Annotated in this window: 21 protein-coding genes, 4 tRNA genes and 1 pseudogene; 2 read left to right on the top strand and 24 right to left on the bottom strand. The window is 36.2% G+C overall.

Translation table 11 applies throughout. The annotated features are described in order from the left end of the window. The first annotated feature begins 564 nt into the window (after nt 1-564). Nucleotides 565-1548, top strand: a complete 984-nt coding sequence (gene guaC / locus BAMA_RS20925; protein WP_034643228.1) for a GMP reductase — start codon at nt 565-567, stop codon at nt 1546-1548. Nucleotides 1549-1747: 199 nt separating this feature from the next. On the opposite strand, the gene BAMA_RS20920 is transcribed toward guaC, so the two are convergent. The 24 genes and pseudogenes from BAMA_RS20920 to BAMA_RS20805 form a co-directional block, all read right to left on the bottom strand. After that, nucleotides 1748-3766: a GAF domain-containing sensor histidine kinase gene (locus BAMA_RS20920; RefSeq protein WP_034643225.1), complete on the bottom strand. Its 2019-nt coding sequence runs from the start codon at nt 3764-3766 to the stop codon at nt 1748-1750. Nucleotides 3767-3896: 130 nt separating this feature from the next. After that, entirely contained in the window at nt 3897-4376 is a 480-nt protein-coding gene (rlmH, locus tag BAMA_RS20915; RefSeq protein WP_157406048.1) for a 23S rRNA (pseudouridine(1915)-N(3))-methyltransferase RlmH, read from the bottom strand. A 59-nt stretch (nt 4377-4435) separates the two neighbouring features. Further along, entirely contained in the window at nt 4436-4612 is a 177-nt protein-coding gene (locus BAMA_RS20910; protein ID WP_034643223.1) for a CxxH/CxxC protein, read from the bottom strand. A gap of 52 nt (nt 4613-4664) precedes the next feature. Next, complete coding sequence (locus tag BAMA_RS20905; RefSeq protein ID WP_034643220.1) at nt 4665-5834, bottom strand: S1C family serine protease; 1170 nt, start codon at nt 5832-5834, stop codon at nt 4665-4667. A 63-nt stretch (nt 5835-5897) separates the two neighbouring features. After that, a complete protein-coding gene (locus BAMA_RS20900) occupies nt 5898-6692 on the bottom strand; it encodes an MBL fold metallo-hydrolase (RefSeq protein ID WP_034643218.1) in 795 nt (264 codons plus the stop codon). Beyond that, nucleotides 6676-7517, bottom strand: a pseudogene (locus BAMA_RS20895) (two-component system regulatory protein YycI). The gene BAMA_RS20900 and the pseudogene BAMA_RS20895 overlap by 17 nt, the downstream one beginning before the upstream one ends. Next, nucleotides 7504-8847: a YycH family regulatory protein gene (locus BAMA_RS20890; protein ID WP_034643215.1), complete on the bottom strand. Its 1344-nt coding sequence runs from the start codon at nt 8845-8847 to the stop codon at nt 7504-7506. Before BAMA_RS20890 ends, BAMA_RS20895 begins: the two are co-directional and overlap by 14 nt. Further along, on the bottom strand, nt 8844-10697 hold the full coding sequence (gene walK, locus BAMA_RS20885) for a cell wall metabolism sensor histidine kinase WalK (protein WP_034643211.1): 1854 nt from the start codon (nt 10695-10697) through the stop codon (nt 8844-8846). The genes BAMA_RS20890 and walK overlap by 4 nt, the downstream gene beginning before the upstream one ends. A 3-nt stretch (nt 10698-10700) precedes the next feature. Then, nucleotides 10701-11408, bottom strand: a complete 708-nt coding sequence (walR, locus tag BAMA_RS20880; protein ID WP_034643209.1) for a cell wall metabolism DNA-binding response regulator WalR — start codon at nt 11406-11408, stop codon at nt 10701-10703. A gap of 157 nt (nt 11409-11565) precedes the next feature. Beyond that, a tRNA-Phe gene (locus BAMA_RS20875) sits at nt 11566-11638 on the bottom strand. A gap of 40 nt (nt 11639-11678) precedes the next feature. Then, nucleotides 11679-11754, bottom strand: a tRNA-Asp gene (locus tag BAMA_RS20870). A 17-nt stretch (nt 11755-11771) separates the two neighbouring features. Beyond that, nucleotides 11772-11843: transfer RNA gene (locus BAMA_RS20865), tRNA-Glu, on the bottom strand. 13 nt (nt 11844-11856) lie between these two features. Further along, nucleotides 11857-11932: transfer RNA gene (locus tag BAMA_RS20860), tRNA-Lys, on the bottom strand. Nucleotides 11933-12095: 163 nt separating this feature from the next. Continuing rightward, on the bottom strand, nt 12096-13385 hold the full coding sequence (locus BAMA_RS20855) for an adenylosuccinate synthase (protein WP_034643207.1): 1290 nt from the start codon (nt 13383-13385) through the stop codon (nt 12096-12098). Between the two features lie 209 nt (nt 13386-13594). Further along, nucleotides 13595-14956 (bottom strand): replicative DNA helicase, encoded by a 1362-nt coding sequence (dnaB, locus tag BAMA_RS20850; protein WP_034643206.1) that lies wholly within the window; start codon nt 14954-14956, stop codon nt 13595-13597. A 28-nt stretch (nt 14957-14984) separates the two neighbouring features. After that, entirely contained in the window at nt 14985-15431 is a 447-nt protein-coding gene (rplI, locus tag BAMA_RS20845; protein WP_034643203.1) for a 50S ribosomal protein L9, read from the bottom strand. Next, complete coding sequence (locus BAMA_RS20840) at nt 15428-17401, bottom strand: DHH family phosphoesterase (RefSeq protein ID WP_034643201.1); 1974 nt, start codon at nt 17399-17401, stop codon at nt 15428-15430. Before BAMA_RS20840 ends, rplI begins: the two co-directional genes overlap by 4 nt. A gap of 104 nt (nt 17402-17505) precedes the next feature. Then, entirely contained in the window at nt 17506-18441 is a 936-nt protein-coding gene (locus tag BAMA_RS20835; RefSeq protein WP_034643200.1) for a YybS family protein, read from the bottom strand. Nucleotides 18442-18536: 95 nt separating this feature from the next. Beyond that, complete coding sequence (gene rpsR, locus BAMA_RS20830) at nt 18537-18770, bottom strand: 30S ribosomal protein S18 (protein WP_034643197.1); 234 nt, start codon at nt 18768-18770, stop codon at nt 18537-18539. 45 nt (nt 18771-18815) lie between these two features. Further along, complete coding sequence (gene ssb / locus BAMA_RS20825; RefSeq protein WP_034643194.1) at nt 18816-19328, bottom strand: single-stranded DNA-binding protein; 513 nt, start codon at nt 19326-19328, stop codon at nt 18816-18818. A gap of 28 nt (nt 19329-19356) precedes the next feature. Further along, nucleotides 19357-19647 (bottom strand): 30S ribosomal protein S6, encoded by a 291-nt coding sequence (rpsF, locus tag BAMA_RS20820; protein ID WP_034643192.1) that lies wholly within the window; start codon nt 19645-19647, stop codon nt 19357-19359. Nucleotides 19648-20026: 379 nt separating this feature from the next. Further along, nucleotides 20027-21127 (bottom strand): redox-regulated ATPase YchF, encoded by a 1101-nt coding sequence (gene ychF / locus BAMA_RS20815; protein ID WP_034643189.1) that lies wholly within the window; start codon nt 21125-21127, stop codon nt 20027-20029. 122 nt (nt 21128-21249) lie between these two features. Further along, entirely contained in the window at nt 21250-21447 is a 198-nt protein-coding gene (locus tag BAMA_RS20810) for a DUF951 domain-containing protein (protein ID WP_034643186.1), read from the bottom strand. A 21-nt stretch (nt 21448-21468) separates the two neighbouring features. After that, nucleotides 21469-22350, bottom strand: a complete 882-nt coding sequence (locus tag BAMA_RS20805) for a mechanosensitive ion channel family protein (RefSeq protein WP_034643185.1) — start codon at nt 22348-22350, stop codon at nt 21469-21471. 170 nt (nt 22351-22520) lie between these two features. Between BAMA_RS20805 and yyaC the strand changes: the two genes are divergently transcribed. Next, nucleotides 22521-23117, top strand: a complete 597-nt coding sequence (gene yyaC, locus BAMA_RS20800; RefSeq protein ID WP_034643182.1) for a spore protease YyaC — start codon at nt 22521-22523, stop codon at nt 23115-23117. Nucleotides 23118-23123: the final 6 nt, after the last annotated feature.

Here is a 23123-nt window from a genome sequence, read left to right as displayed (position 1 = left end):
GACTAGATTGTTTTTCAACAGTATGAAAAGACCAAACACTATTGTTTTGGTCTTTTTTACTTTTTACTATGCCACTTTATTTATGGTACGGTTCGTCGTATATGATGAAGTGGCGTTTTTTCTAAATACATTATTCACTATCTTCATAAGAGCTATCTGCTTTCGTACTCCAGCTTAGATTCCATTCTTCATTTTCATAAGGACTATTATTTTTTCTTTTTGTTTTATCCGCTCTCTTAACCTTACTATTTTTCCCTATAAGTTCTTCAATTAGAACGTCTAGTTGTACATATTTCTTCTTATGATCTTGTAGCTTTTATACATAAAAAATTTTAAATTCCGTTCGTTTTGACTACAACAATATTATTCTTTAAAAACGAACAATATAAATATAACAAATCATTTTAATTCGTCATTACATGTGTTTTATTAAAATTCAACCTCTACATTTCATATTTAACCACTAAAAAGCTTTGACTTATTGAATAAAATACTGTAAATTATCTTTTGGGCGAACGTTTTTTGAAACAAACAGTAAAATATTCGTATTTAGGGGTGTATAACATGGAAAATGTATTCGACTATGAAGATATTCAATTAATTCCTGCAAAATGTATAGTAAATAGCCGTTCTGAATGTGATACAACTGTCACTTTAGGTAAACATAAATTTAAATTACCCGTCGTTCCTGCAAATATGCAAACAATTATAGATGAAAAGATTGCAGTTTATTTAGCTGAAAATGGCTATTTCTATATTATGCATCGCTTTGAACCAGAGAAACGCACATCTTTTATTAGAGATATGCATTCACGTGGATTTATCGCATCTATTAGTGTTGGAGTTAAAGAAGAAGAGTATGGATTTATACAACAATTAGCTGAAGAAAAACTTGTACCTGAATACATCACAATAGATATTGCGCATGGACATTCTAATGCTGTAATAAAAATGATTCAACATATTAAAGAGTATTTACCTGAAAGCTTTGTCATCGCTGGCAATGTTGGAACACCAGAAGCAGTAAGAGAATTAGAGAATGCTGGTGCCGACGCAACAAAAGTAGGTATTGGACCTGGTAAAGTATGTATCACAAAAATTAAAACTGGATTCGGAACTGGTGGTTGGCAATTAGCTGCTCTTCGTTGGTGTGCAAAAGCTGCGAGCAAACCTATTATTGCAGACGGAGGCATTCGTACACACGGTGATGTAGCGAAATCAATTCGATTTGGTGCAACTATGGTTATGATTGGTTCATTATTTGCTGGTCATGAAGAATCTCCAGGGGAAACAATTGAAAGAGATGGTAAGTTATACAAAGAGTACTTTGGTTCAGCTTCCGAATTTCAAAAAGGCGAAAAGAAAAATGTAGAAGGCAAAAAAATGTTTGTTGAGCACAAAGGTGCTTTAGAAGATACATTAATTGAAATGGAACAAGATCTTCAATCTTCTATCTCTTATGCTGGCGGAAATAAATTAGATGCCATTCGTACTGTAGATTATGTTGTCGTGAAAAACTCAATCTTTAATGGTGATAAAGTTTACTAAGAAAAATTATCATTTAAAATACAATAAAAAGAGCAAGTTACTGAATAAAGTACTTGCTCTTTTTATTATGTTTTATGCTCCAAAACCTAATAATGCTTAGTAAGGTCCACTAAATATTATTAGATCTAATTTTCATTTACAAATTCACATTGCTATCCCTTACTTCTGGTAAGGTTCACCGTAACTAATCTAAATGAGGTTATTGTTCATTATTTTCATAATTAAATTTAACAAAAAAGGTAGTGCCTTCTGATCCTGTTTGAATTTCTATTTTTGCATTATGACGGGCAGCAATGGCATAACATACGCCTAACCCCAATCCAGTTCCATTATCTTTGGTCGTGTAAAATGGAGTACCCAGTTTCTCCAATACTTCAGGCCTGATACCTTTTCCTTGATCCCGCACTGCAAGCACCACACAAGTTTGACCTTCCTTATAGGTGCTAATCGTTAGAACTTTCCCTGTGCTCATCGCTTCCAAGCCATTACGGTATAGGTTTATTAATAATTGCCGTATCTCATTACGATTTAAAAGTAATTCCGGAATGTCATTTGTATCGACTTGAATATATTTATTTTGATTATACGTATCAATCTTTATTAAAGGAATAATATCGTGGATAATTGAATTTAAATCTAACATCTGCAAATCCGATTTCCTTGTATTACCCATTGAGAGAAATTCAGTAATAATAGAATTGGCACGGTCAAGTTCTTCAATCATTAAATTAAAGTACTTATTTTGCTTCTCATAGGTGTTATCTTCTTTTAATAACTGCAAAAACCCTCGTACTGTTGTCATTGGATTTCTAATCTCATGGCTGATACCTGCTGCCATTTGCCCTATTAAATCTATGTTGGATAACCTTTTCAATTCTTGCTCATATTGCTTTTTTTCCGTTATGTTTTTAAAAATACAACAAATACCATCATCATACGGGTATGCAATAACTTCGTGCCAATATTCATCAAAGGTAGAAAGAAATTCGAAATGAACTGTAGTTCGCTCTGACATTGCACGATGAAATTCCTTATACATAACTGTGTCGACGCTACTCGGGAAAACCTCCCATATATTCTTGCTTAATACATCTTTTGCTGTTTTTTTTTGAGGAAAATATTGATGCTTATTTACATACGTAAATTCCCATTTATTATTCAAAGTAAAGAATCCATCCGTAATACTTTCAATCACACTTGTAACTTTTTCATTAGCAGCAGCTAGTTCTCTCGTTCGCTCTTCCACCATGCTTTCAAGTTGATCCATATATAACAAGTTTGAAAACGTAGGAGCTGTGGCATCAACGATGGATTTTGCCAGTTGAATTTGGGAATTATCATAATTGTGAGCTTTTCCCTCTTTGCCAATGACGATTACCCCTAATACTTCTCCCATTGAAACCGATGGAATCATTAGTAGACCCTTACTATCTATATTTTTTGTTTGAATAACCTCTTGGATCTTGGCTTCATAGTTTTTCTCCATCCAATTCGCTTCTGTCCAATCACAGTCCTTGCTTAACTTCGTTGTTTTAATTGTTGTTTTGTCTAGCGGTTCTAAAAGGTGAGCAGCCATGTTTTTACTCTCTAAAATCTGTCCTAAGTAAAAAAAACATTTATCAAAACTCTCCTGTATCGAGGAACACATTGATAAATCACGGGTAACATTTAGTAACAGCTGCTTCTCGGCAATAAGGTTTTCCTTTTGTGTTAAATTATTTGCGTTTTGAATTGCGACCGCGGCCATATTTACATAAGCTTCAACACTTTGAATTTCTGAATCTGTTAAGTTCATTGGAGTTCCATAATCAAATAAAAAAACCAGACCAAATAACTCTTGCTCAAATGAGATAGGCAGGGCTAATAAGGACTTAATTTTGAAAGCATTAACTGGTCTCGGATCCGGCCGACGATCTTTTGAGGTATCAGAGATATAAATGGTTTTTTTGGTTTCAATAACTTCTTTTGCCAGTAAGTCTATTTCAGGATCAATTACCTGAGTATCGAGCGTTACGCCATTTATGGTCTCTGGTTTTCCTGCAAACCCTCTAAATGTTCCATCTTCCTGGGGTAAATAAATTCCAACAGCGTTGCATTGAATAATCTCCTCTGATATCGCCATTGTTACACGCTGCAATACTTCACGTAGTTCTAATTTTGTATTTATTATTTTTGTTATATTCGCAAGCCTAGAATATCTCGTCTGATCACTTAACATTTACATAGCCTCCAAATTATAGGCATAATAAAATAAACATGATAATATCAGTGAAAATCAAGACCCACCTGCCATTTTCGATTTTCTCCTGTATTCTTTTCTTACCCTTGTTTTACATAGAATACTTCACTTACTTATGGTACGGTTCACCGCGATTAATTCGAAACGCACGATATACTTGCTCTAACAAAACAAGTCTCATCAACTGATGGGGCAGTGTCATTTTTGAAAATGATAACGCCTCATTTGAACGTTTCATCACGTCTTGACTTAATCCAAGTGAACCACCGATCACAAAGACTACTTTGCTTTTGCCATACGTCGCTAAACGATCTAAACTTGCTGCAAATTCTTCTGATGATTTTTGTTTTCCTTCAATTGCTAATGCGATGACATGAGCATCATCTGCAATTTTATCAAGAATACGAAGTCCTTCTTTTTCTTTTACCATTAACATTTCTGCTTCACTTAAATTTTCTGGCGCTTTTTCGTCTGGAAGTTCAATTACTTCGACTTTTGCATAAGAAGACAAACGCTTTAAGTACTCTGCAATACCTTGTTTTAAATATTTTTCTTTTAATTTCCCAATTGAAATAATAGAGATATTCACACTTATTCCCCACCTTACAAACATGTTATCCACATAACTTATCCACATATCCACATGTATCATCCACATGTTGTATGAGAATCTGCGTTCGATACAACATATGTCGCCTTATTTTGACAAAATTCACATGTGTTTTCGTTGTTATCCACATTGTGAATAAATGGCGGAACTTCACATTCGTCCACAATAATATCTAATGCTAATTCTACATGTTCTAAACAACAAAGTAGTTTCATTCTATCACCTCACTTATCCACAATAGAAAACAGGAGGGGCCGCCCTCCTGTTTTAATACTGTTGACTGCCTAACTTTACTGTTGTTGTTGCACGTTTTGTACCGCGATAAAATGTCAGTTTCATTTTATCGTCAATTTCCTTATCATATAAAGCCGTTCGAAATTCAATAATATCACGTACTGTTTGTCCATCGACAGCTACAATGACATCATATTCACGAAGTCCTGCATCAGCTCCCGGTGAAGGACTTTTCACATCTAATATACATACGCCCTCTATTATATTACTTGGCAAATGTAATGTTTTATCCCAATGATAGTTTGGAATTTCATTTAAAGATCTAAGCTCTATTCCAACGTATGGACGCTTTACTGTACCATGCTTTTCAAGTTCCTTAATAATTGGCATAGCCCTCGCTACTGGAATCGCTAGACCAATTCCCTCTACTTCTTTCGCTGAAATTTTCATGGAGTTAATCCCAATTAGTTCACCAGCTTCATTAACAAGGGCACCACCGCTATTACCTGGATTAATTGCTGCATCTGTTTGAAGAACTTCCACTTGCCAATCATAATGACCATCTTGATTCAAATCAACTGGTACAATGCGCTCATTCGCTGAAATAATACCTTGTGTAACCGTCCCTGAAAACTGTAATCCAAGCGGATTTCCGATTGCAATGACGGGTTCACCACGGCGAACTTTTGTAGAATCACCGATGTCAATGCCCTTTTTTGCATATTTCCCATCGATTTCTAATACCGCTAAATCTGTAACAATATCGCTACCTAAAACTTTACCAGCAACCTTACGCCCATCACTTAAACTCACTTCAATTCGGTTTGCACCTTCAATCACATGATGATTTGTGACAATGTAAGCACGTCCATTATCTTTTTTATAGATAACACCAGAACCTGTCCCAGCTTCTGCATCTGCCTCAGAAAAATTATCACGCTGTATGTTAATAATCCCCACAACAGCTTCTGAAGCCCGGTCTACTGCATCCACAAAATTTGTACGCGCACCTGCATTAATTGTTTGTATAGCTTGCTCTTCCGCTTTGACTTGTACTTTTGTTACTACGGTATTATCAGGTAATGTAAACACAAAAAATGTAATACCAGCAATAGCACCTGCCACACTAGATATCAGTACATATTTACGTCTACGTTTTCCTTTTTGTCTCTTATGAAAATGTTGCTCATCCGTAAAGGACATTGTTACTCACCAATCCTTCCAAAGACAATCGTATTTTTCTTTATTGTTTACTAAAATAAAGAATTATACATACTGAATTTGTGTTGGAGCTTTTGGATCGGTGTCATGAACTTCAAAAGCATCTCCTACAGCAAGATCTTTACTTTCTAAAACTTGTGTAACAGACATACGCGCAAGTTCTTTCATATTATTATCTAAACTAAGGTGGGCTAAATAAATATGCTTCGTTTCATCTGTAATCACATCCGCCATTGCAAGTGCTGCATCTTCATTTGAAACGTGACCAACGTCGCTTAAAATTCTTCGTTTTACACTCCACGGATAACGCCCCATACGGAGCATCTCAACGTCATGATTACTTTCAAATACAAAAGCATTTGCCCCTTTAATAACACCTTTCATACGATCACTTACATATCCGGTGTCGGTAATAAGAGCAAGTTTTCTCCCGCTATGATGGAACGTGTAAAACATCGGTTCTGCGGCATCATGTGACACTCCAAATGCCTCTACATCAATATCACCAAACGTCTTCGCTTCACCAACAGAAAAGACAAATTTTTGTGCTGATGGAACATTTCCGATTAAATGCTCCATCGCTTTCCATGTTTTCTCGTTTGCATATATCGGGAGATTATATTTACGTGCTAAAATGCCAAGGCCTTTTATATGATCGCTATGTTCATGCGTAACAAGAATCCCTGATAAGTCTCGAATATTTACATCGATTTGTTGAAACAGAGCGTCCATTGCTTTTCCGCTTAAGCCTGCATCTACTAACAACTTCTCTTTCTCTGTCCCTACGTATAACGCATTTCCTGTACTACCACTTGCAAGGACGCTAAAATGCAAACTCATTTACGCTCACTCCATTAATTCTTCAATTTCACTTTGCTTTTCTACTCCTAGCTTAATGACTTGTCCTTCTATAGCATTTACGAAGTAGTCTTCTTTTTTATCTGATTTTAAATTCCATGTCGGTGCAAGAACTTGTACATTTGAAGAAGAAGGATCAACAACAGTCGCATATCCAATCTTTGCTTCTTTTATATGTGTATTATGGTATAACTCGTTTTTCTCAAATAATGTTTCGAATGCACTTTGAGCTGTAATAATCTCTTGTTCCTTATTGGAACCACCCATTTCTTGTAAATCAGTGAGCATCGTTTGTGTATATGAAACAATCTGCTTTTTATCATTAAGTTCTGCAACAATCATCCCATTTGGATTATAAAAAATAGATTTATCTCTAAATTTTTGATGGAAGTACACTTTTGTCCCATCCACCTTCGCAAATGTATATTTTTGCCCTTCTAAGACATATGATTTTAAGAACATATCATAATTATCTTCTGGCTTTGTCTTTTCATCTCCAAGCGGCTCTTTTAATTTACTCACAATCTTATTTTTCTCTTCTTGTAAACTAACCGTCTGATCTTTTAAAGTTTTAACATCTTCTTCAGTAAATTTCTTACTACTTGCAGTAATAAACGTATCTTTCTTAGGATCTTTTGGTAAATTTTCATAGGTAATTTTATCTGCTTTTAATTGATCCTCAATTTTCGTTTCCGTCATATAATCTAATTGATTATTTTCTTTCTTTTGAATGAACTGGAAAGCAAGGAAGAGGTCTAGTACAAGAAAGCTAATGATAAAAATAGTTTTAATTCTATTCCAATCCAACTAGCTCTCCTCCTTCCTTCCATTCAAACACTTGATGAGCATCTCCGTACACAACATACCAAATTGGTATTAAGCGGATTGTTACAATACTCTTTCCATCATTCGCTTCACTACCTGGTACAAGTTTATAACCTATCCCAATATTTTTAACCCTTTTCAAAGAAATTTGAGGTTTTTTTTGTAGCGATTCTATAACATCGTTTCCCCTTGGAAGGGTAACATTACTAGATTCATGAATATCATGCGTTACCTTAAATAACGGACGTTGATAACTTATTAAATCCGTCCCCCATACTTGCTCTAATTTCGACATCCCATTTGAATTAAAAACTGGTTTGTTGTCCTTATACCGACGAAAAGTTATTTCCCCTTCTCCTGCATTCATATCATCTAGACGATAATCATTTAAAGCATCATTCGGAAAACCATTATGACTATTAATAAAATCAAAGCTTCGTTGTACAAGAATATTCCCAGATAAACCTCTTTTATCATCTACAGATGAATTTGTATATTGTAGCATGTGGTTTTCTTTCAACACCTTCATTAAACGAGTGCCATCAGTATACGTATTTTCAGACTCCCCTTTAATCTCCTTTACATAACGTGGATCAGTAAAGAGGACATTCTTAAATGTTAACGGGTCTTGCGAACTTATAAAATACTCAATTTCCTTCATCGTCGTTGGAGCATTTGGTAAGAAGAACCTTCCACTCTCTAATGTATACATAGAATACCGCTCTGCCTTTGGAAGAATAGCTTGTAGCTTATTTGTAATTTGTGTGAGTGCAACACCTGTTAACGTCATTTCATATATTTTTTTTGTTTCATCTAATATAAAATACGTTTTAATATCATCATCGGTACTTGCTGCCAGATCAACTAATATACGATTAAAGCTATATCCTTCTAAATTTTTTTCTTTCAAATTAAATCCACTTCTAATCGAATCGAATGGGACAGCTGTAGGAAATACAAATTCTATTTTATCTTCATCATTAACAAAAGAAAGGAAATCTTGTTTCTCTTTTCCTATCTCTCGAAAGTGATGAAATTCCCCTTCTTTTAATACTTCATATAACACCTTAATAGCCTCTTTATCCTTAACAATTAAGTGTGTATTGCTTTTATTATCTTTTTTAGCAATGAAGGATGAAGGAAAAATAACATCAGAAATCTCTGTTTCCCCTATTTCCTCATTATCTTGTACATATTTTGCTTCTGAAGATGAACTTGTTTCTGGAACATACGTCCATAAGTTAAATGTTAAAAATAAACTAATAACAATTAAATTTATAAGAACGATGCTCTTAAAGTTCTCTATATTCATGCCCAATCATCCTCTTCTTCCTGTGCCATCGGAAGAGTGAAGTAAATTGTCGTTCCTTTCCCTTCTTCACTTTTCGCCCAAATTGAGCCACCATGTGCTTCAATCATTTCTTTTGCAATCGCTAAACCTAATCCCGTTCCACCTAATTGGCGTGAACGTGCTTTATCAACACGATAAAAACGCTCGAAAATTTTCTCTACATTTTCTTTTGGAATACCCATCCCTTGATCGCTAATGCTAATCTCTAACATATCTTCCCGATCTCGTAAGCGGTACGTAACTGTTCCACCTTCTGGGGAATACTTTAATGCATTGGAAATAATATTGTAGAGAACTTGTGTAATTTTATCTTCATCCATCTCAATAAAACGAGACTTTTTGGAGAATGAACGTTTAAAAAATACATTTTGTTCTTTCGACATTTCAAAGCGATCAATAATGTTATTAAAGAACTCTGTAAAATCAACCCATTCTTTCATTAAACGATGCTCTGTACTATCTAATTTTGAAAGCTGTAATAAAGCATTTACAAGACGAATCATACGCTCTGTTTCATCTTGCGTTACTGCTAAAAATTGAGGGGCAATATTTTGATCTTGCCACGCTCCTTCTGTTAATGCTTCAAGGTAACTGCGCATCGTTGTTAATGGTGTACGTAACTCATGAGATACGTTTGCAACAAACTCTCTGCGCTCTCTATCAATTCTTTCTTGTTCTGTTACATCATATAACACCGCAATTAAACCATTTGCCTTACCTGTTTCTTTTTGAATAACAGAGAAGCTAGCACGCAAAATATAAGGCTCGGTTCGCGTACTAAAATCAAGCAAAACAGAATCTGGCTCTTCATATAGATTATCTAACGTAAATTCTTCTTGAATTCCTAACACCTCTAAAACAGACTGGTCTAAAGCTGTTTCACGTGAAACATTTAACATCTTTTCTGCTGGATCATTCAATAAAATGATATCTCCATTTCGATCAGTTGCGATTACCCCATCTGTCATATGAGATAGTACAGAAGATAATTTACGCCTTTCACTTTCTGTTGAAGAGCGTGCTTGTTGCAGCTTTTTCGATAAATTATTAAATGCTAACGATAGCTGCCCAATTTCATCATTTCCGTGTACTTTTACTTTACGAGAGTAATTCCCTCTCGCCATCTCAATAGCTTGCCTACGCATATCCGAAATCGGTCTTGTTATCGTCTGTGCTAATAACATTCCTAAAATTGCTGTGATGACTAAAGCGATAACTGTTCCTGTCGCAAAGATTTGGTTAATGTCTTTCATTTGCTTATATACATCTTCAAGCGATGCAATTGTGTAAACAACACCTTTTACTTCTTTTACTTTTCCATCCTCATCCTCTAACGTAATAGGTGTTACAACAATTTGTACTGGCTTTCCAGAGCTGTCTCTCTCTTGCTTATCATCTGGCTTATTTTGCACAATCGCACGTTGTACAAATACATCTGTTGTCTTTTTCCCTACTTTTCCTGCGTTAGACGAATTGGAGGTTGCAACGACACGAAGATTTGAATCAATAACACGAACTTCTTGAATATCATTTTTTCGATCTGAAGTATATTCCTTTAGCAATTTTTGAATCGCTTCATCTAACGTACCTTGTTTTTCTGTTTTCTCTCTGTCTTTCTCATACTCTTGCTTTACATTATAAGCAAGTAGATTTGTTTGCTGCGTTACAGAGTTTTTAAAGTTTGTTTTTAAACTTTTTTCTAACTCTCCAACAAAATATAAGCTGATGATTTGCATCGCTATTAAAATTAACACCATGTAGATTAAAACAAACTTTAAATGTATAGACTGAAAAAAGCTTACTTTCTTCATTTTTTACTCCTGCTCTGGATCACGTAAGTAATAACCTACACCACGTCTTGTAACAATTAAAGTTGGATGACTTGGATTATCCTCAATTTTTTCACGTAGACGACGTACTGTTACGTCTACTGTACGTACATCGCCAAAGTAGTCATAACCCCAAACAGTTTGCAATAAATGTTCACGTGTCATAACTTGTCCTAAATGTTTTGCTAAATAATGCAGTAGTTCAAATTCACGATGTGTTAATTCAATGCTTTCTTCCCTCTTCATTACGCTATACGCATTCGGGTTAATCACAATCGGTCCAATAACCATCTCAGGATTTTCTTCCTTCTCTGCTGTACCAGCTTGTTGATGACGGCGTAAATTTGCTTTTACCCTTGCTAATAATTCACGTGTACTAAATGGCTTTGTTACATAATCATCTGCACCAAGCTCTAGACCAAGAACTTTATCAATTTCTGAGTCTTTTGCTGTTAACATAATAATCGGCATCTCATAATTCTTTCGGATTTCACGGCACACTTCTAAACCATCTTTTCCTGGTAACATAATATCTAATAAAACCATGTCTGGTTGCTCTTCATTTGCTTTTTCAATTGCTTCATCGCCATCATGTGCCATTACAATTTCAAAACCTTCTTTTTCTAAGTTAAACTTTAAAATATCCGCAATTGGCTTTTCATCATCAACGACTAAAATTTTCTTTCCCATCATTTTGAGTTCCTCCTGGGTTCTTTTTATTGCTCATATTACAGAAAAACCTCTAGCTTCAACTGCTAGAGGCTTCCTCATTCTATTGTAAAAGAACTGCTTTCATTTGTAAAATCCCATAAATAAAAAGGATATTAAGTTCACTTAATATCCTTAGAAGTGGCTCGGGACGGAATCGAACCGCCGACACGAGGATTTTCAGTCCTCTGCTCTACCGACTGAGCTACCGAGCCAAAATATCTATATAAAACCACTAATGGTGGTAATCAAAAGTGGCGGTCCCGACGGGAATCGAACCCGCGATCTCCTGCGTGACAGGCAGGCATGTTAACCGCTACACCACGGGACCGCAAAATATATAAAAAGTGACCCATACGGGATTCGAACCCGTGTTACCGCCGTGAAAGGGCGGTGTCTTAACCACTTGACCAATGGGCCACGTAAAAGAAAATGGTGAGCCATGAAGGACTCGAACCTTCGACCCTCTGATTAAAAGTCAGATGCTCTACCAACTGAGCTAATGGCTCATGTTCACCAATCTTGTCTTTTCGTGACGACAAGATTTATAGTATCATATACAGATGATTTCATGCAATACTTTTTTTCACTTTTTTATCAAAAAATGAAAAAAGAACCCATTCGAAAATGGATCCTTTCTCACTATACCGTACTTTTATGTTCTAGACAAGCTTAGCTGCCGTATACGTTACGTACAATATTTGTTTGGTTACGATCTGGTCCTACAGAGAACATAGATAATGAAATACCTGTTAATTGAGATACACGCTCTACATAATGTCTTGCATTTTCAGGTAACTCATCTAACGATTTCACGCCTGTAATATCTTCTGTCCAACCTGGTAACTCTTCGTATACCGGCTCACACTTCGCTAAAATATTTAAGTTTGCTGGTACTTCATCAATCACTTCACCATTGTATTTGTAAGCAATACAAATTTTTAATGTTGGAATGCCTGTTAATACATCGATAGAGTTTAAAGATAAATCTGTTAGTCCACTTACGCGGCGTGCATGTCTTACAACAACACTATCGAACCAACCTACGCGGCGTGGACGACCTGTTGTTGTTCCATATTCACGACCAACTTCGCGAATTTGATCTCCAATTTCATCGTGAAGCTCAGTTGGGAATGGTCCATCACCTACACGGCTTGTATATGCTTTACATACACCTACAGCGCGGTGAATTTTCGCAGGCCCTACACCAGAACCGATTGCTACACCACCAGCAACTGGGTTAGAAGATGTAACAAATGGGTACGTACCTTGATCAATATCAAGCATAACCCCTTGTGCACCCTCAAATAATACACGGCGACCTTCATCTAATGCATCATTTAATACAACAGACGTATCACACACAAGGTGTTTCACTTGTTGACCGTATTCATAATACTCTTCAAAGATGTCATCAATGTTTAAAGTTTCTGCATCATACATTTTCTCGAATAAACGGTTCTTTTCCGCAAGATTACGTTCCAGTTTTTCTCTGAAAGAATCACGATCTAAAAGATCAGCCATACGAATACCAATACGAGCAGCTTTATCCATATATGCAGGTCCAATACCTTTTTTCGTTGTACCAATCTTATTATCACCTTTACGCTCTTCTTCTAACTCATCTTGTTTTAAATGATAAGGTAAAATAACGTGCGCACGGTTACTAATGCGTAAGTTCTCTGTACTTACTTCACGATCATGTAAATATTTTAATTCTTCAACTAATGCTTTCGGATCTACAACCATACCGTTTCCGATTACACAAATTTTTTCTTTATAGAAAATACCCGATGGAATTAAATGTAGCTTGTATTTTACACCGTCAAATACAATTGTATGTCCTGCGTTATTTCCACCTTGATATCTTGCAACTACTTCCGCATGTTCAGAAAGGAAGTCAGTAATTTTACCTTTCCCTTCATCTCCCCATTGTGTTCCTACAACTACTACTGAAGACATAATTTTAGCACCTCCGCGATTTTCAAACGAACTTTTCAAACACTATAATTGTACCAAAATGAAAAAAGAAGTCAATTTAAAAGCGAACATTTTTTGATATTTTATATTTTTCGTTCGTAAGATGTGTCATTTTTTTTAATGTAAACCTTATCTTTTTAATAAAAAAAGAGAAACACATCTTATTATAAGAAATGTTTCTCTCTTTTATACTACGCCGATGGAGCATGTCCATCATCAAAACGGCGTTCTAAGTTTACGAATTTATTGAACTCCTTCACAAAAGCAAGTTCTACAGTACCTACTGGGCCATTACGTTGCTTCGCAATAATAATTTCAATTGTGTTTTTATTTTCCGTTTCACGATCATAGTAATCATCACGGTATAAGAAAGCAACAATATCGGCATCTTGCTCAATACTTCCCGACTCACGAATATCAGACATCATCGGGCGTTTATCTTGACGAGATTCAACACCACGAGATAACTGTGACAACGCAATAACAGGTACTTCTAATTCACGAGCAATCCCTTTTAACGTACGGGAAATTTCTGATACTTCTTGTTGACGGTTCTCGCCAGATTTTCCGCTACCTTGAATAAGTTGTAAGTAATCAATCAGAATCATACCGAGGCCTTGTTCTTGCTTTAATCTACGGCATTTCGCACGAATCTCACTTACACGAATACCTGGCGTATCATCAATGTAAATCCCTGCATTCGAGAGGCTTCCCATCGCCATCGTTAACTTCGCCCAATCATCAGATGTTAAGGAGCCAGTACGAAGCCTTTGTGCATCAATATTACCTTCTGCACAAAGCATACGCATAACAAGCTGGTCAGCACCCATCTCTAAACTAAAAATTGCTACATTCTCATCCGTTTTTGTTGCTACGTTTTGTGCAATATTTAAAGAGAAGGCTGTCTTTCCCACCGAAGGACGTGCAGCAACAATAATTAAATCGTTACGCTGAAAACCAGCTGTCATTTTATCTAATTCCGTAAATCCAGTTGGAATCCCTGTAACCTCACCTCTTTGGTGATGTAACAGTTCAATTTTGTCGTAAGCTGAAACAAGTACGTCCTTAATATCTTGAAAGCTTTTTGTATTTCGTTGCTGAGATACTTCTAGTATCTGTTTCTCTGCCTCATTTAACAAACCTTCTACGTCATCTTCTCGTTCATAACCATCAGTTACAATATGTGTAGCTGTGCGGATTAAACGACGCAAAACCGATTTTTCTGCAATGATACGAGCATAATATTCTACGTTAGCAGCTGTTGGAACAGCTTCTGCTAATTCAGCTAGGTATGAAACTCCACCGATTTCCTCTAGCAATCCCTGATCTGATAATGCTGATGTTACCGTAACTAAATCAATGGGCTCACCTTTATCAGAAAGATCTAACATAACTTGAAAAATCTTTTGATGTACCACTCGGTAAAAGTCCCCTGCCATCAAGATTTCTGACGCAGAAGTTAACGCATCTTGTTCAAGAAAGATGGCACCTAAAACAGCTTGTTCAGCCTCTATATTATGCGGAGGGGTACGATCAGCAAGTACTTCACTCATGCGCAACTCTCCTCTTCTCACTTATTTTTTATTGTTCACTTACATGAACCTTTACTGTTGCCGCTACTTGTGGATGTAACTTGACATTCACATTTGTATATCCTAATGCACGTATCGCATCAGCCATTTCAAACTTACGCTTATCAAGCTTAATGCTATGCTTTTTTTGCAGCGCATCAACAATTTGTTTGCTTGTAATAGAACCGAATAAACGACCGCCTTCACCAGACTTCGCCTTTAATTCTACTGTTAACTTTTCTAATGTTTCCTTTAACTTCTTGCAGTTTTCAAGTTCAATTTCTGCATCTTTATCTGCTTTACGTTTTTGTGCATCTAATGCATTTACATTACCGCTTGTTGCTTCAACCGCTAGGCCTTGTTTTAATAAGAAGTTATTTGCGTAGCCATCTGGTACATTTTTAACTTCTCCTTTTTTCCCCTTACCCTTTACATCTTTTAAAAAAATTACTCTCATGATTTTGTGCCTCCCTCTAAATACTCATCTACAATAGATTGGATTTGATTTTCTGCTTCATCAATTGATACGTCTCGCATTTGTGTAGCAGCATTTGTTAAATGTCCGCCGCCTCCTAAATGCTCCATAATAATTTGTACGTTTACTTCTCCTAAAGAACGGCCACTAATGCCTATTACATTATCACTTCGCTTTGCAATAACAAACGAAGCAACAACTCCGGTCATGGTAAGAAGTGTATCAGCTGCCTGAGCGATTAATACTTGATCATAATATCCATCGTCATCAACTTTTGCAATCGCAATCCCGTTTTTATAAATGTACGCATTTTGAATCGTTTTGGCAATCTGTAAGTAATGCGCCATATCTTCTTTTAACAACTTTTGTACAAGTACAGTATCCGCCCCGTGCGAACGAAGGTATGAAGCTGCATCAAATGTCCGTGCTCCTGTTCGGAAAGTAAAGCTTTTTGTATCGACAATAATACCCGCTAATAAGGCCGTTGCCTCGAGCATATTCATTTTTAATCGCTTTGGTTGATATTCAAGAAGTTCCGTTACAAGCTCTGCTGTTGACGAAGCATAAGGCTCCATATAAACAAGAAGCGGATCTTCAATAAATTCCTCGCCGCGGCGGTGATGATCAATCACAACAACATTCTCGATCTTATGAAGAAGCTTTTCTTCAATGACCATAGATGGTTTATGTGTATCAACAACAACAAGTAGTGAATCATCATTTGCCATTTCAAGCGCTTGCTGCGGGGTAATAAAATACGACCATAATTCCTCTTGTTGCTTAATTTCTTGAATAAGACGTTTAATTCCTTTGTCTGAATCATTTTCGTCTAATACAATATAACCTTGTCGCTCATTCAATTGTGCTACCTTTAAAATGCCTATTGAAGCACCGATAGCATCCATGTCAGGCGCTCTATGTCCCATCACAATGACATTGCCACTTTCAATAACAAGATCTTTTAACGCATGGGAAATAACGCGCGCACGTACACGAGTACGTTTTTCTACAGGATTTGTTTTTCCACCATAAAACTTAACTTTTCCTGTAGGCTGCTTAATTGCAACTTGGTCTCCGCCTCTTCCTAGTGCTAAATCAAGGCCCGATTGTGCCATCGCACCAAGTTCGGCTAACGGTAAATCACCTGCTCCAACCCCAATACTAAGTGTAAGCGGGATGTTGCGTTTCGCCGTCTCTTCACGTACTTGATCTAAAATGTCGAATTTCCCTTTCTCCATTTGATCTAAAATACTTTGATTTAATACAATGAAATAACGCTCTGATGAAGCACGCTTTAAATATGCACCATACTTTAATGCCCATTCATTCAAGCGAGATGTAACAAGACTTGTAATATTCGTCCTAAGCTGATCATCTAATCCCTGTGTTACTTCATCATAGTTATCCAAATAGATAACTGCTAATACTGCTCTTTGATCTTCATACATTTTTTCAATTTCTGTTTGCTCTGTGACATCAAAGAAATAAATGAGCTTTTCTTCTTTTCTAACAAATATACGGAACTTTCGATTGTTTAAAGAAATTACATCATCTGCCGTCTCACCTTTTAAAAATAAAAGAAGCGTTTCGGACACATCATACAAATGCCAGCCAGCTAAAGAATGCTGTCCTAAGCATGAAGATAAGTATGGGTTTGCCCAGTCGATTCCATAATCTTTATTATACAGCAGAATCCCAATTGGCATTTGATTGAAAGCCTCGTTACTGACTTTCTTCACTCTTGTAATCATATCATGCGTAGATTTTTCGAATCTCTTTTGAAATTCCAATTCAAATTTAATAACAAAAAATAAAAAGAGACAAAAAACGAAAAACGCAACCATACCGATAATCCAATGAAAATAACCGAGAATGGTAATAAGTACAAAAGTTAACAATGCCAGTAAATAAACAGGATATAAAATACGCTGTTTCTTATAAAATTCAGGCATATATTCAACTCCTATAAGATAAAACTTTGACCAATTATTTTTCTTGATCATTCGTTGAAAAATTTTATTTCGTTACAAAAAAGACTTATAACCGAGCCTTTTTATCATTGTTTAGATTGCACGATTGAACGTAACGAAAATCCTAAATCAATTATACCTAAGATTGTAACGAGAGGAAACAGCTGCGGAATAAAGAGACCGACTACAAATAATAAAATAGGAACCATTTTCGGATAACCTTTTTGATGTGTAAAGAAAGCAACGAAAGAAAAACCTTGGAATAGAAGTAAGAAATTAAACGCAATACTCAAGTTAGAAAAGGCCATATAAGAGTATGTCCCGGCTTCTACCTTAACAAACAATGATAACACAATAAGCGCAACATAATACCATATAATACTTTTAGGCATTTTTATGTCACGAAACTTTCTGAATGGCTGCAATGGGTAGTGCAGGCGTTTTAAAATATAGTTAGAAAGCAACATTGTCATCCATGAGTAAAAGAGTGCAATCATTACAAACATAGTTGGCAATAATATATCAAGTAAATCCATTGTGCTCTTAAGATTTTCGAGACGTTCTTCACTCATTTGATTCATTTCTGCCATCTTTTCAGCCTGCTGTACAAGCGCTCCAAAGAAGTTTTGGACGACTGTAAGTATGTCAATTTCCAAAAACTTAATACTAATCACATACAGCAGTACAAATTTCACAATATAAATAAGTGTACCAACAAGAAGAATTTCTATTGCATTCTTTTTCTTTTGATACATATAACCTAGACCAATTCCTGTTACTCCCGCTAACACTGTATTAAAAATATGAAAAGGTGTGCTTACAATAAGTGTTAATAGAGTCGCGATTCCTAGCAATAAGCATGCATGACGAAATGAATTTCTAACTGTATACACAATAAATGGTAGTGGAAGAGCAAAAATTATAATTCCACCGAGCAGAGGCATATAAAGAAACGCTAACAGGAATACAATGTATAGCGCTAATAAAATTGCACCCTCTGTAATAAATTTTGTCCCTCTCATGATGCAGCCTCACTTTCTCAAAACATTCATTTTAAATAAAAGAGAATAGTAAAATGCACAGTAGAGTCTCACTCTACTGTGCATTTTTCGCGCTATTATTCACCAACATATGGTAAAAGTGCCATTTGACGAGCACGTTTAATTGCAACTGTTAATTTGCGTTGGTATTTTGCGTTAGTACCTGTCACACGACGAGGTAAAATTTTACCACGCTCAGAAACAAAGCGTTTTAGTAAATCTACATCTTTGTAATCGATGTTAGTAATACCGTTTGCTGTAAAGAAACAAACCTTACGACGTTTTGCACGTCCACCTTTGCGTCCTGCCATTTCAATTCCCCTCCATTCTTCATTTAAAATAACCGATTTATACCATTAAAATGGTAAATCGTCATCCGAAATGTCGATCGGTTGACCTACATTTGCGAATGGATCGTCATTCTTTGTAAATCCAGAATTACCAGAATTGCTAGAATTACCAGATTGACCAAACGGGTTTTGAGAGCCTTGATTTCCGTATCCAGCTCCTGATGGTTGCTGATTAAATGAACCACGTTGTTCACCGCTATTACGCGACTCTAAAAATTGTACGTTCTCTGCAACCACTTCTGTTACATATACACGTTTTCCATCTTGTCCCTCGTAATTACGAGTATGAAGACGTCCATCTACGCCTGCTAAGCTCCCCTTTTTCAAAAAGTTCGCCACGTTCTCTGCTTGTTTACGCCATATTACACAATTAATAAAGTCAGCTTCACGCTCACCTTGTTGATTCGTAAATGCACGATTTACAGCTAACGTGAAAGTAGCTACTGCAACACCATTTGGCGTGTAACGTAAATCAGGGTCTTTAGTTAAACGACCAACGAGTAAAACGCGATTCATCAATCGAACCACTCTCCCTATATATTTTTAATTATTTCTCTTCTGCTTTAACAACAATGTGACGAATGATATCTTCGTTGATCTTAGCTAAACGATCGAATTCTTTCACAGCTTCTGTGTTAGAATTTACGTTTAAGATCATGTAGAAGCCATCACGTAAGTCATTGATTTCGTAAGCTAAACGACGCTTACCCCATTCTTTCGTGTTAATGATTTCTGCACCATTTTCAGTTAAAACGCCAGCAAAGCGCTCAACTAAAGCTTTTTGAGCTTCTTCCTCCATGTTTGGACGAATGATGTACATGATTTCGTATTTTCTCATTACACTTTCACCTCCTTTTGGTCTAAACGGCCCGGTTAGGGCAAGGAGCAATTAATTAATAGTAATTACTCACGAGTTTAGATTATATCATAGTAGTTTAAAGGAATCAACTCACGAAAACATAAAAAACTTGGCAAATATAATGAATTCGCCAAGTTTTTTACACCGTTTTTCCTAGGAAATAAAGTGAAACTTCAATCAGTGAGGATTTCCTTCATCCCCCACTGATTGTTAGCCCGACCAATCGGGCTTTTACTGGCTGTTAATCTCCCACCTAAACTTCTCTGAACCCTCTAAGTTTTGAGGTGGGAGTCTTACAGCCCGTTAATGTGGGATAAATCAAATCTCAATTTCCAACTGGATATATCATTTTGAAAAATTATACGTTAAAGCGGAAGTGAATAACATCTCCGTCTTTTACAAGATACTCTTTTCCTTCTAAACGAACTTTTCCAGCCTCACGCGCAGCTGTCATTGAGCCGTTCTCCATTAAATCGTCGTAAGATACTGTTTCTGCACGAATAAATCCACGCTCGAAGTCAGTATGGATGATACCAGCACATTGCGGTGCTTTCATACCTTTTTTGAATGTCCAAGCACGTACTTCTTGAACACCAGCTGTGAAGTATGTTGCTAATCCTAGTAAATCGTAAGCTGCACGGATTAACTGATCTAAACCAGACTCTTCAATTCCAAGTTCTTCAAGGAAGACTTTCTTCTCTTCTTCATCTAGCTCAGAGATTTCAGATTCAATCTTGGCACAAACAACGATAACTTGAGAATTCTCGTTTGCAGCAAACTCTTTTACCATTTGTACATATTTGTTTTCCGATGGATCCATAATATCATCTTCACCAACGTTAGCAACGTACAACATTTCTTTTGTTGTTAATAAATGAAGACCTTTTACAACCTTCATTTGCTCGTCTGTAAACTCAACCGTACGAGCTGGCTTTCCTTCTTCAAATGCTTCTTTTAAACGAACTAAAATTTCATGTTCAAATGAAGCTTCTTTATCTTTTTGCTTTGCTAATTTCGCTACGCGATCAATACGTTTATCAACAGATTCTAAGTCCGCTAAAATTAACTCTAAGTTAATTGTTTCAATATCAGCAATTGGATCAACCGTTCCTGCTACGTGTGTGATGTTCTCATCTTCAAAACAACGAACTACTTGGCAAATTGCATCTACTTGGCGAATGTGAGATAAAAACTTATTTCCTAGTCCTTCTCCTTTACTCGCCCCCTTAACAATACCTGCAATATCTGTAAACTCAAACACAGTTGGTACTGTTTTCTTCGGATCTACAAGCTCTGTTAATTTATTTAAACGATAATCTGGAACTTCTACGATTCCAACGTTCGGGTCAATTGTACAGAATGGATAGTTAGCAGATTCTGCTCCTGCTTGTGTAATTGCATTAAATAATGTTGATTTACCTACGTTCGGTAATCCAACGATACCAGCCGTTAATCCCATTTTTTTCACTCCTATGTCTATGTCTCAATCTTCCATCATTATAGATAGTAACGAATAAAATGACAAGTTCCATTCCATATCATAAAAAGAACAGCTGCAATTTACAGCTGCCCTTCTTTTCTCTATTCTTCATGCTTTACAAGTATTTTCTTAACCTTACGATCAAACTCTCGTCGAGGGATCATCACAGAATGGTTACACCCTTCACACTTAACACGGATATCCATCCCCAAACGAATAATTTTCCAACTATTCTCACCACATGGGTGGGCTTTTTTCATCTCCACAATATCGTATAAGTCATACTGCTTTTGCTCCATTCTCAAATCTCCTCTCAATTTTTAATTAGCTTTCTTGCTAACCATTTCTTCACGATTATATAAAACCATTTTCGGATAAGGAATCTCAATTCCATGCTTATCTAATTGTGCTTTAATTTCTTTACGAAGTGCTCTCGCTGTTGCGACATGCTGCATTGGTTTCACTTCTGAAACTACGCGCAGGACAACTTCAGATGCCCCTAGCGTTTGGACACCTAGCAATTCTGGACGTTTTACCATTTGTTCATATTTCATTGGAAGTTCCTCTAGAAGCTCTTCAATCACACGCTCTGCAAGTGCAATATCACTTTCATATGAAATTGATACATCAACAAATGCAACACTGTTGCTAACCGAAAAGTTTGTTACTTCCAGAATACCACCATTTGGTAAAATGTGAATCTCACCTGTCCAGCTTCGAATTTTTGTTGTACGAAGACCAATTTCTTGAATTGTTCCTTCAAACTGACCAATACGTACATAATCCCCAACTGAAAACTGATCTTCTAATAAAATAAATAATCCTGTAATGACATCTTTCACTAAACTTTGCGCACCAAAACCGACTGCTAAACCGACAACCCCTGCACCGGCCAATAAACCTGATGCCTTAATATCAAATACACCTAAAATTGCAATAAGCATAATAAATATACCGACATATGCTACAATATTCTCAAGGAGCTTTGCAACTGTTACTGTACGTCGCTCAGAAACTTGAATTGGGGAACGCTCTCGCATTCGAAATGCATTTCGAATTGCTGCCTTTGCAATACGAATTACAAGAGATCCCACTACTAAGATAATAGCGATTTTTAATGTTGCTGATCCAATTGCTGCCCAGCGCTCTGGATCAGACATATAATCAATAAAAGGATCAAACCATCTATTTACTTCATTCATGTAAATATCCCTCTCTAACAAAAATTCTTTTTATTCTTTTATTGTAACAGAATTTCTTTACATCTCTCTAAAAAAATTATTACATTCTTTTTAATTCAATCAGAATGTGAGGTATAAATTGGCAAGAATATATATATACTAATACTATTATGCCAAAGGATGGATGCTCCTTGAATATTGGAAGTTTTCGTTTACCTTTTTTTGAAAAAGAGTCCCAAAATGTGATGCATCATGACTTAGAAGCTACAATAACAATTAGTAACTTTCTTCTCTCACACATACCAACAAATCATAGTACCCCAATTTTATTCGTATGCATTGGAACTGATCGTTCTACCGGCGATGCGCTCGGTCCATTGGTTGGTTCAAAATTAGAACAAGCAAACTTACGTAACTTCCACATATACGGCACACTTGACGAACCTGTCCACGCCTTAAATTTAGAAGAAACCATTCAAAACATACACAAAACATTTCATGACCCTTTTATCATAGCTATTGATGCTTGTCTTGGAAAATCCCAAAACATAGGATCTGTTACAGTTGGAAAAGGACCTAGTAAGCCGGGAGCAGCAATGAATAAAAATTTACCTACTGTTGGTCAAATGCACATACACGGTATCGTAAATGTAAATGGCTTTATGGAATTTTTCGTTTTACAAAATACACGTTTAAGCCTCGTTATGAAAATGGCAGAAACTATTGCTTCAAGTATAAAAGAAACTGATCAAAAACTATCCGTCATAAATAAAACAAACCATCTATAAGCGTAG

It is taken from the genome of Bacillus manliponensis (assembly GCF_000712595.1).
GTDB classification, from domain to species: domain Bacteria; phylum Bacillota; class Bacilli; order Bacillales; family Bacillaceae_G; genus Bacillus_A; species Bacillus_A manliponensis.
This window is presented reverse-complemented; position numbering and strand designations above follow the sequence as displayed.

Excerpts from the sequence above, each read along its gene's own strand:
- guaC (WP_034643228.1), top strand. The coding sequence starts at position 565 with ATGGAAAATGTATTCGACTATGAAGATATTCAATTAATTCCTGCAAAA.
- BAMA_RS20920 (WP_034643225.1), bottom strand. The coding sequence starts at position 3,766 with ATGTTAAGTGATCAGACGAGATATTCTAGGCTTGCGAATATAACAAAA.
- BAMA_RS20910 (WP_034643223.1), bottom strand. The coding sequence starts at position 4,612 with ATGAAACTACTTTGTTGTTTAGAACATGTAGAATTAGCATTAGATATT.
- BAMA_RS20905 (WP_034643220.1), bottom strand. The coding sequence starts at position 5,834 with ATGTCCTTTACGGATGAGCAACATTTTCATAAGAGACAAAAAGGAAAA.
- BAMA_RS20900 (WP_034643218.1), bottom strand. The coding sequence starts at position 6,692 with ATGAGTTTGCATTTTAGCGTCCTTGCAAGTGGTAGTACAGGAAATGCG.
- BAMA_RS20890 (WP_034643215.1), bottom strand. The coding sequence starts at position 8,847 with ATGAATATAGAGAACTTTAAGAGCATCGTTCTTATAAATTTAATTGTT.
- walK (WP_034643211.1), bottom strand. The coding sequence starts at position 10,697 with ATGAAGAAAGTAAGCTTTTTTCAGTCTATACATTTAAAGTTTGTTTTA.
- walR (WP_034643209.1), bottom strand. The coding sequence starts at position 11,408 with ATGATGGGAAAGAAAATTTTAGTCGTTGATGATGAAAAGCCAATTGCG.
- BAMA_RS20855 (WP_034643207.1), bottom strand. The coding sequence starts at position 13,385 with ATGTCTTCAGTAGTAGTTGTAGGAACACAATGGGGAGATGAAGGGAAA.
- dnaB (WP_034643206.1), bottom strand. The coding sequence starts at position 14,956 with ATGAGTGAAGTACTTGCTGATCGTACCCCTCCGCATAATATAGAGGCT.
- rplI (WP_034643203.1), bottom strand. The coding sequence starts at position 15,431 with ATGAGAGTAATTTTTTTAAAAGATGTAAAGGGTAAGGGGAAAAAAGGA.
- BAMA_RS20840 (WP_034643201.1), bottom strand. The coding sequence starts at position 17,401 with ATGCCTGAATTTTATAAGAAACAGCGTATTTTATATCCTGTTTATTTA.
- BAMA_RS20835 (WP_034643200.1), bottom strand. The coding sequence starts at position 18,441 with ATGAGAGGGACAAAATTTATTACAGAGGGTGCAATTTTATTAGCGCTA.
- rpsR (WP_034643197.1), bottom strand. The coding sequence starts at position 18,770 with ATGGCAGGACGCAAAGGTGGACGTGCAAAACGTCGTAAGGTTTGTTTC.
- rpsF (WP_034643192.1), bottom strand. The coding sequence starts at position 19,647 with ATGAGAAAATACGAAATCATGTACATCATTCGTCCAAACATGGAGGAA.
- ychF (WP_034643189.1), bottom strand. The coding sequence starts at position 21,127 with ATGGGATTAACGGCTGGTATCGTTGGATTACCGAACGTAGGTAAATCA.
- BAMA_RS20810 (WP_034643186.1), bottom strand. The coding sequence starts at position 21,447 with ATGGAGCAAAAGCAGTATGACTTATACGATATTGTGGAGATGAAAAAA.
- BAMA_RS20805 (WP_034643185.1), bottom strand. The coding sequence starts at position 22,350 with ATGAATGAAGTAAATAGATGGTTTGATCCTTTTATTGATTATATGTCT.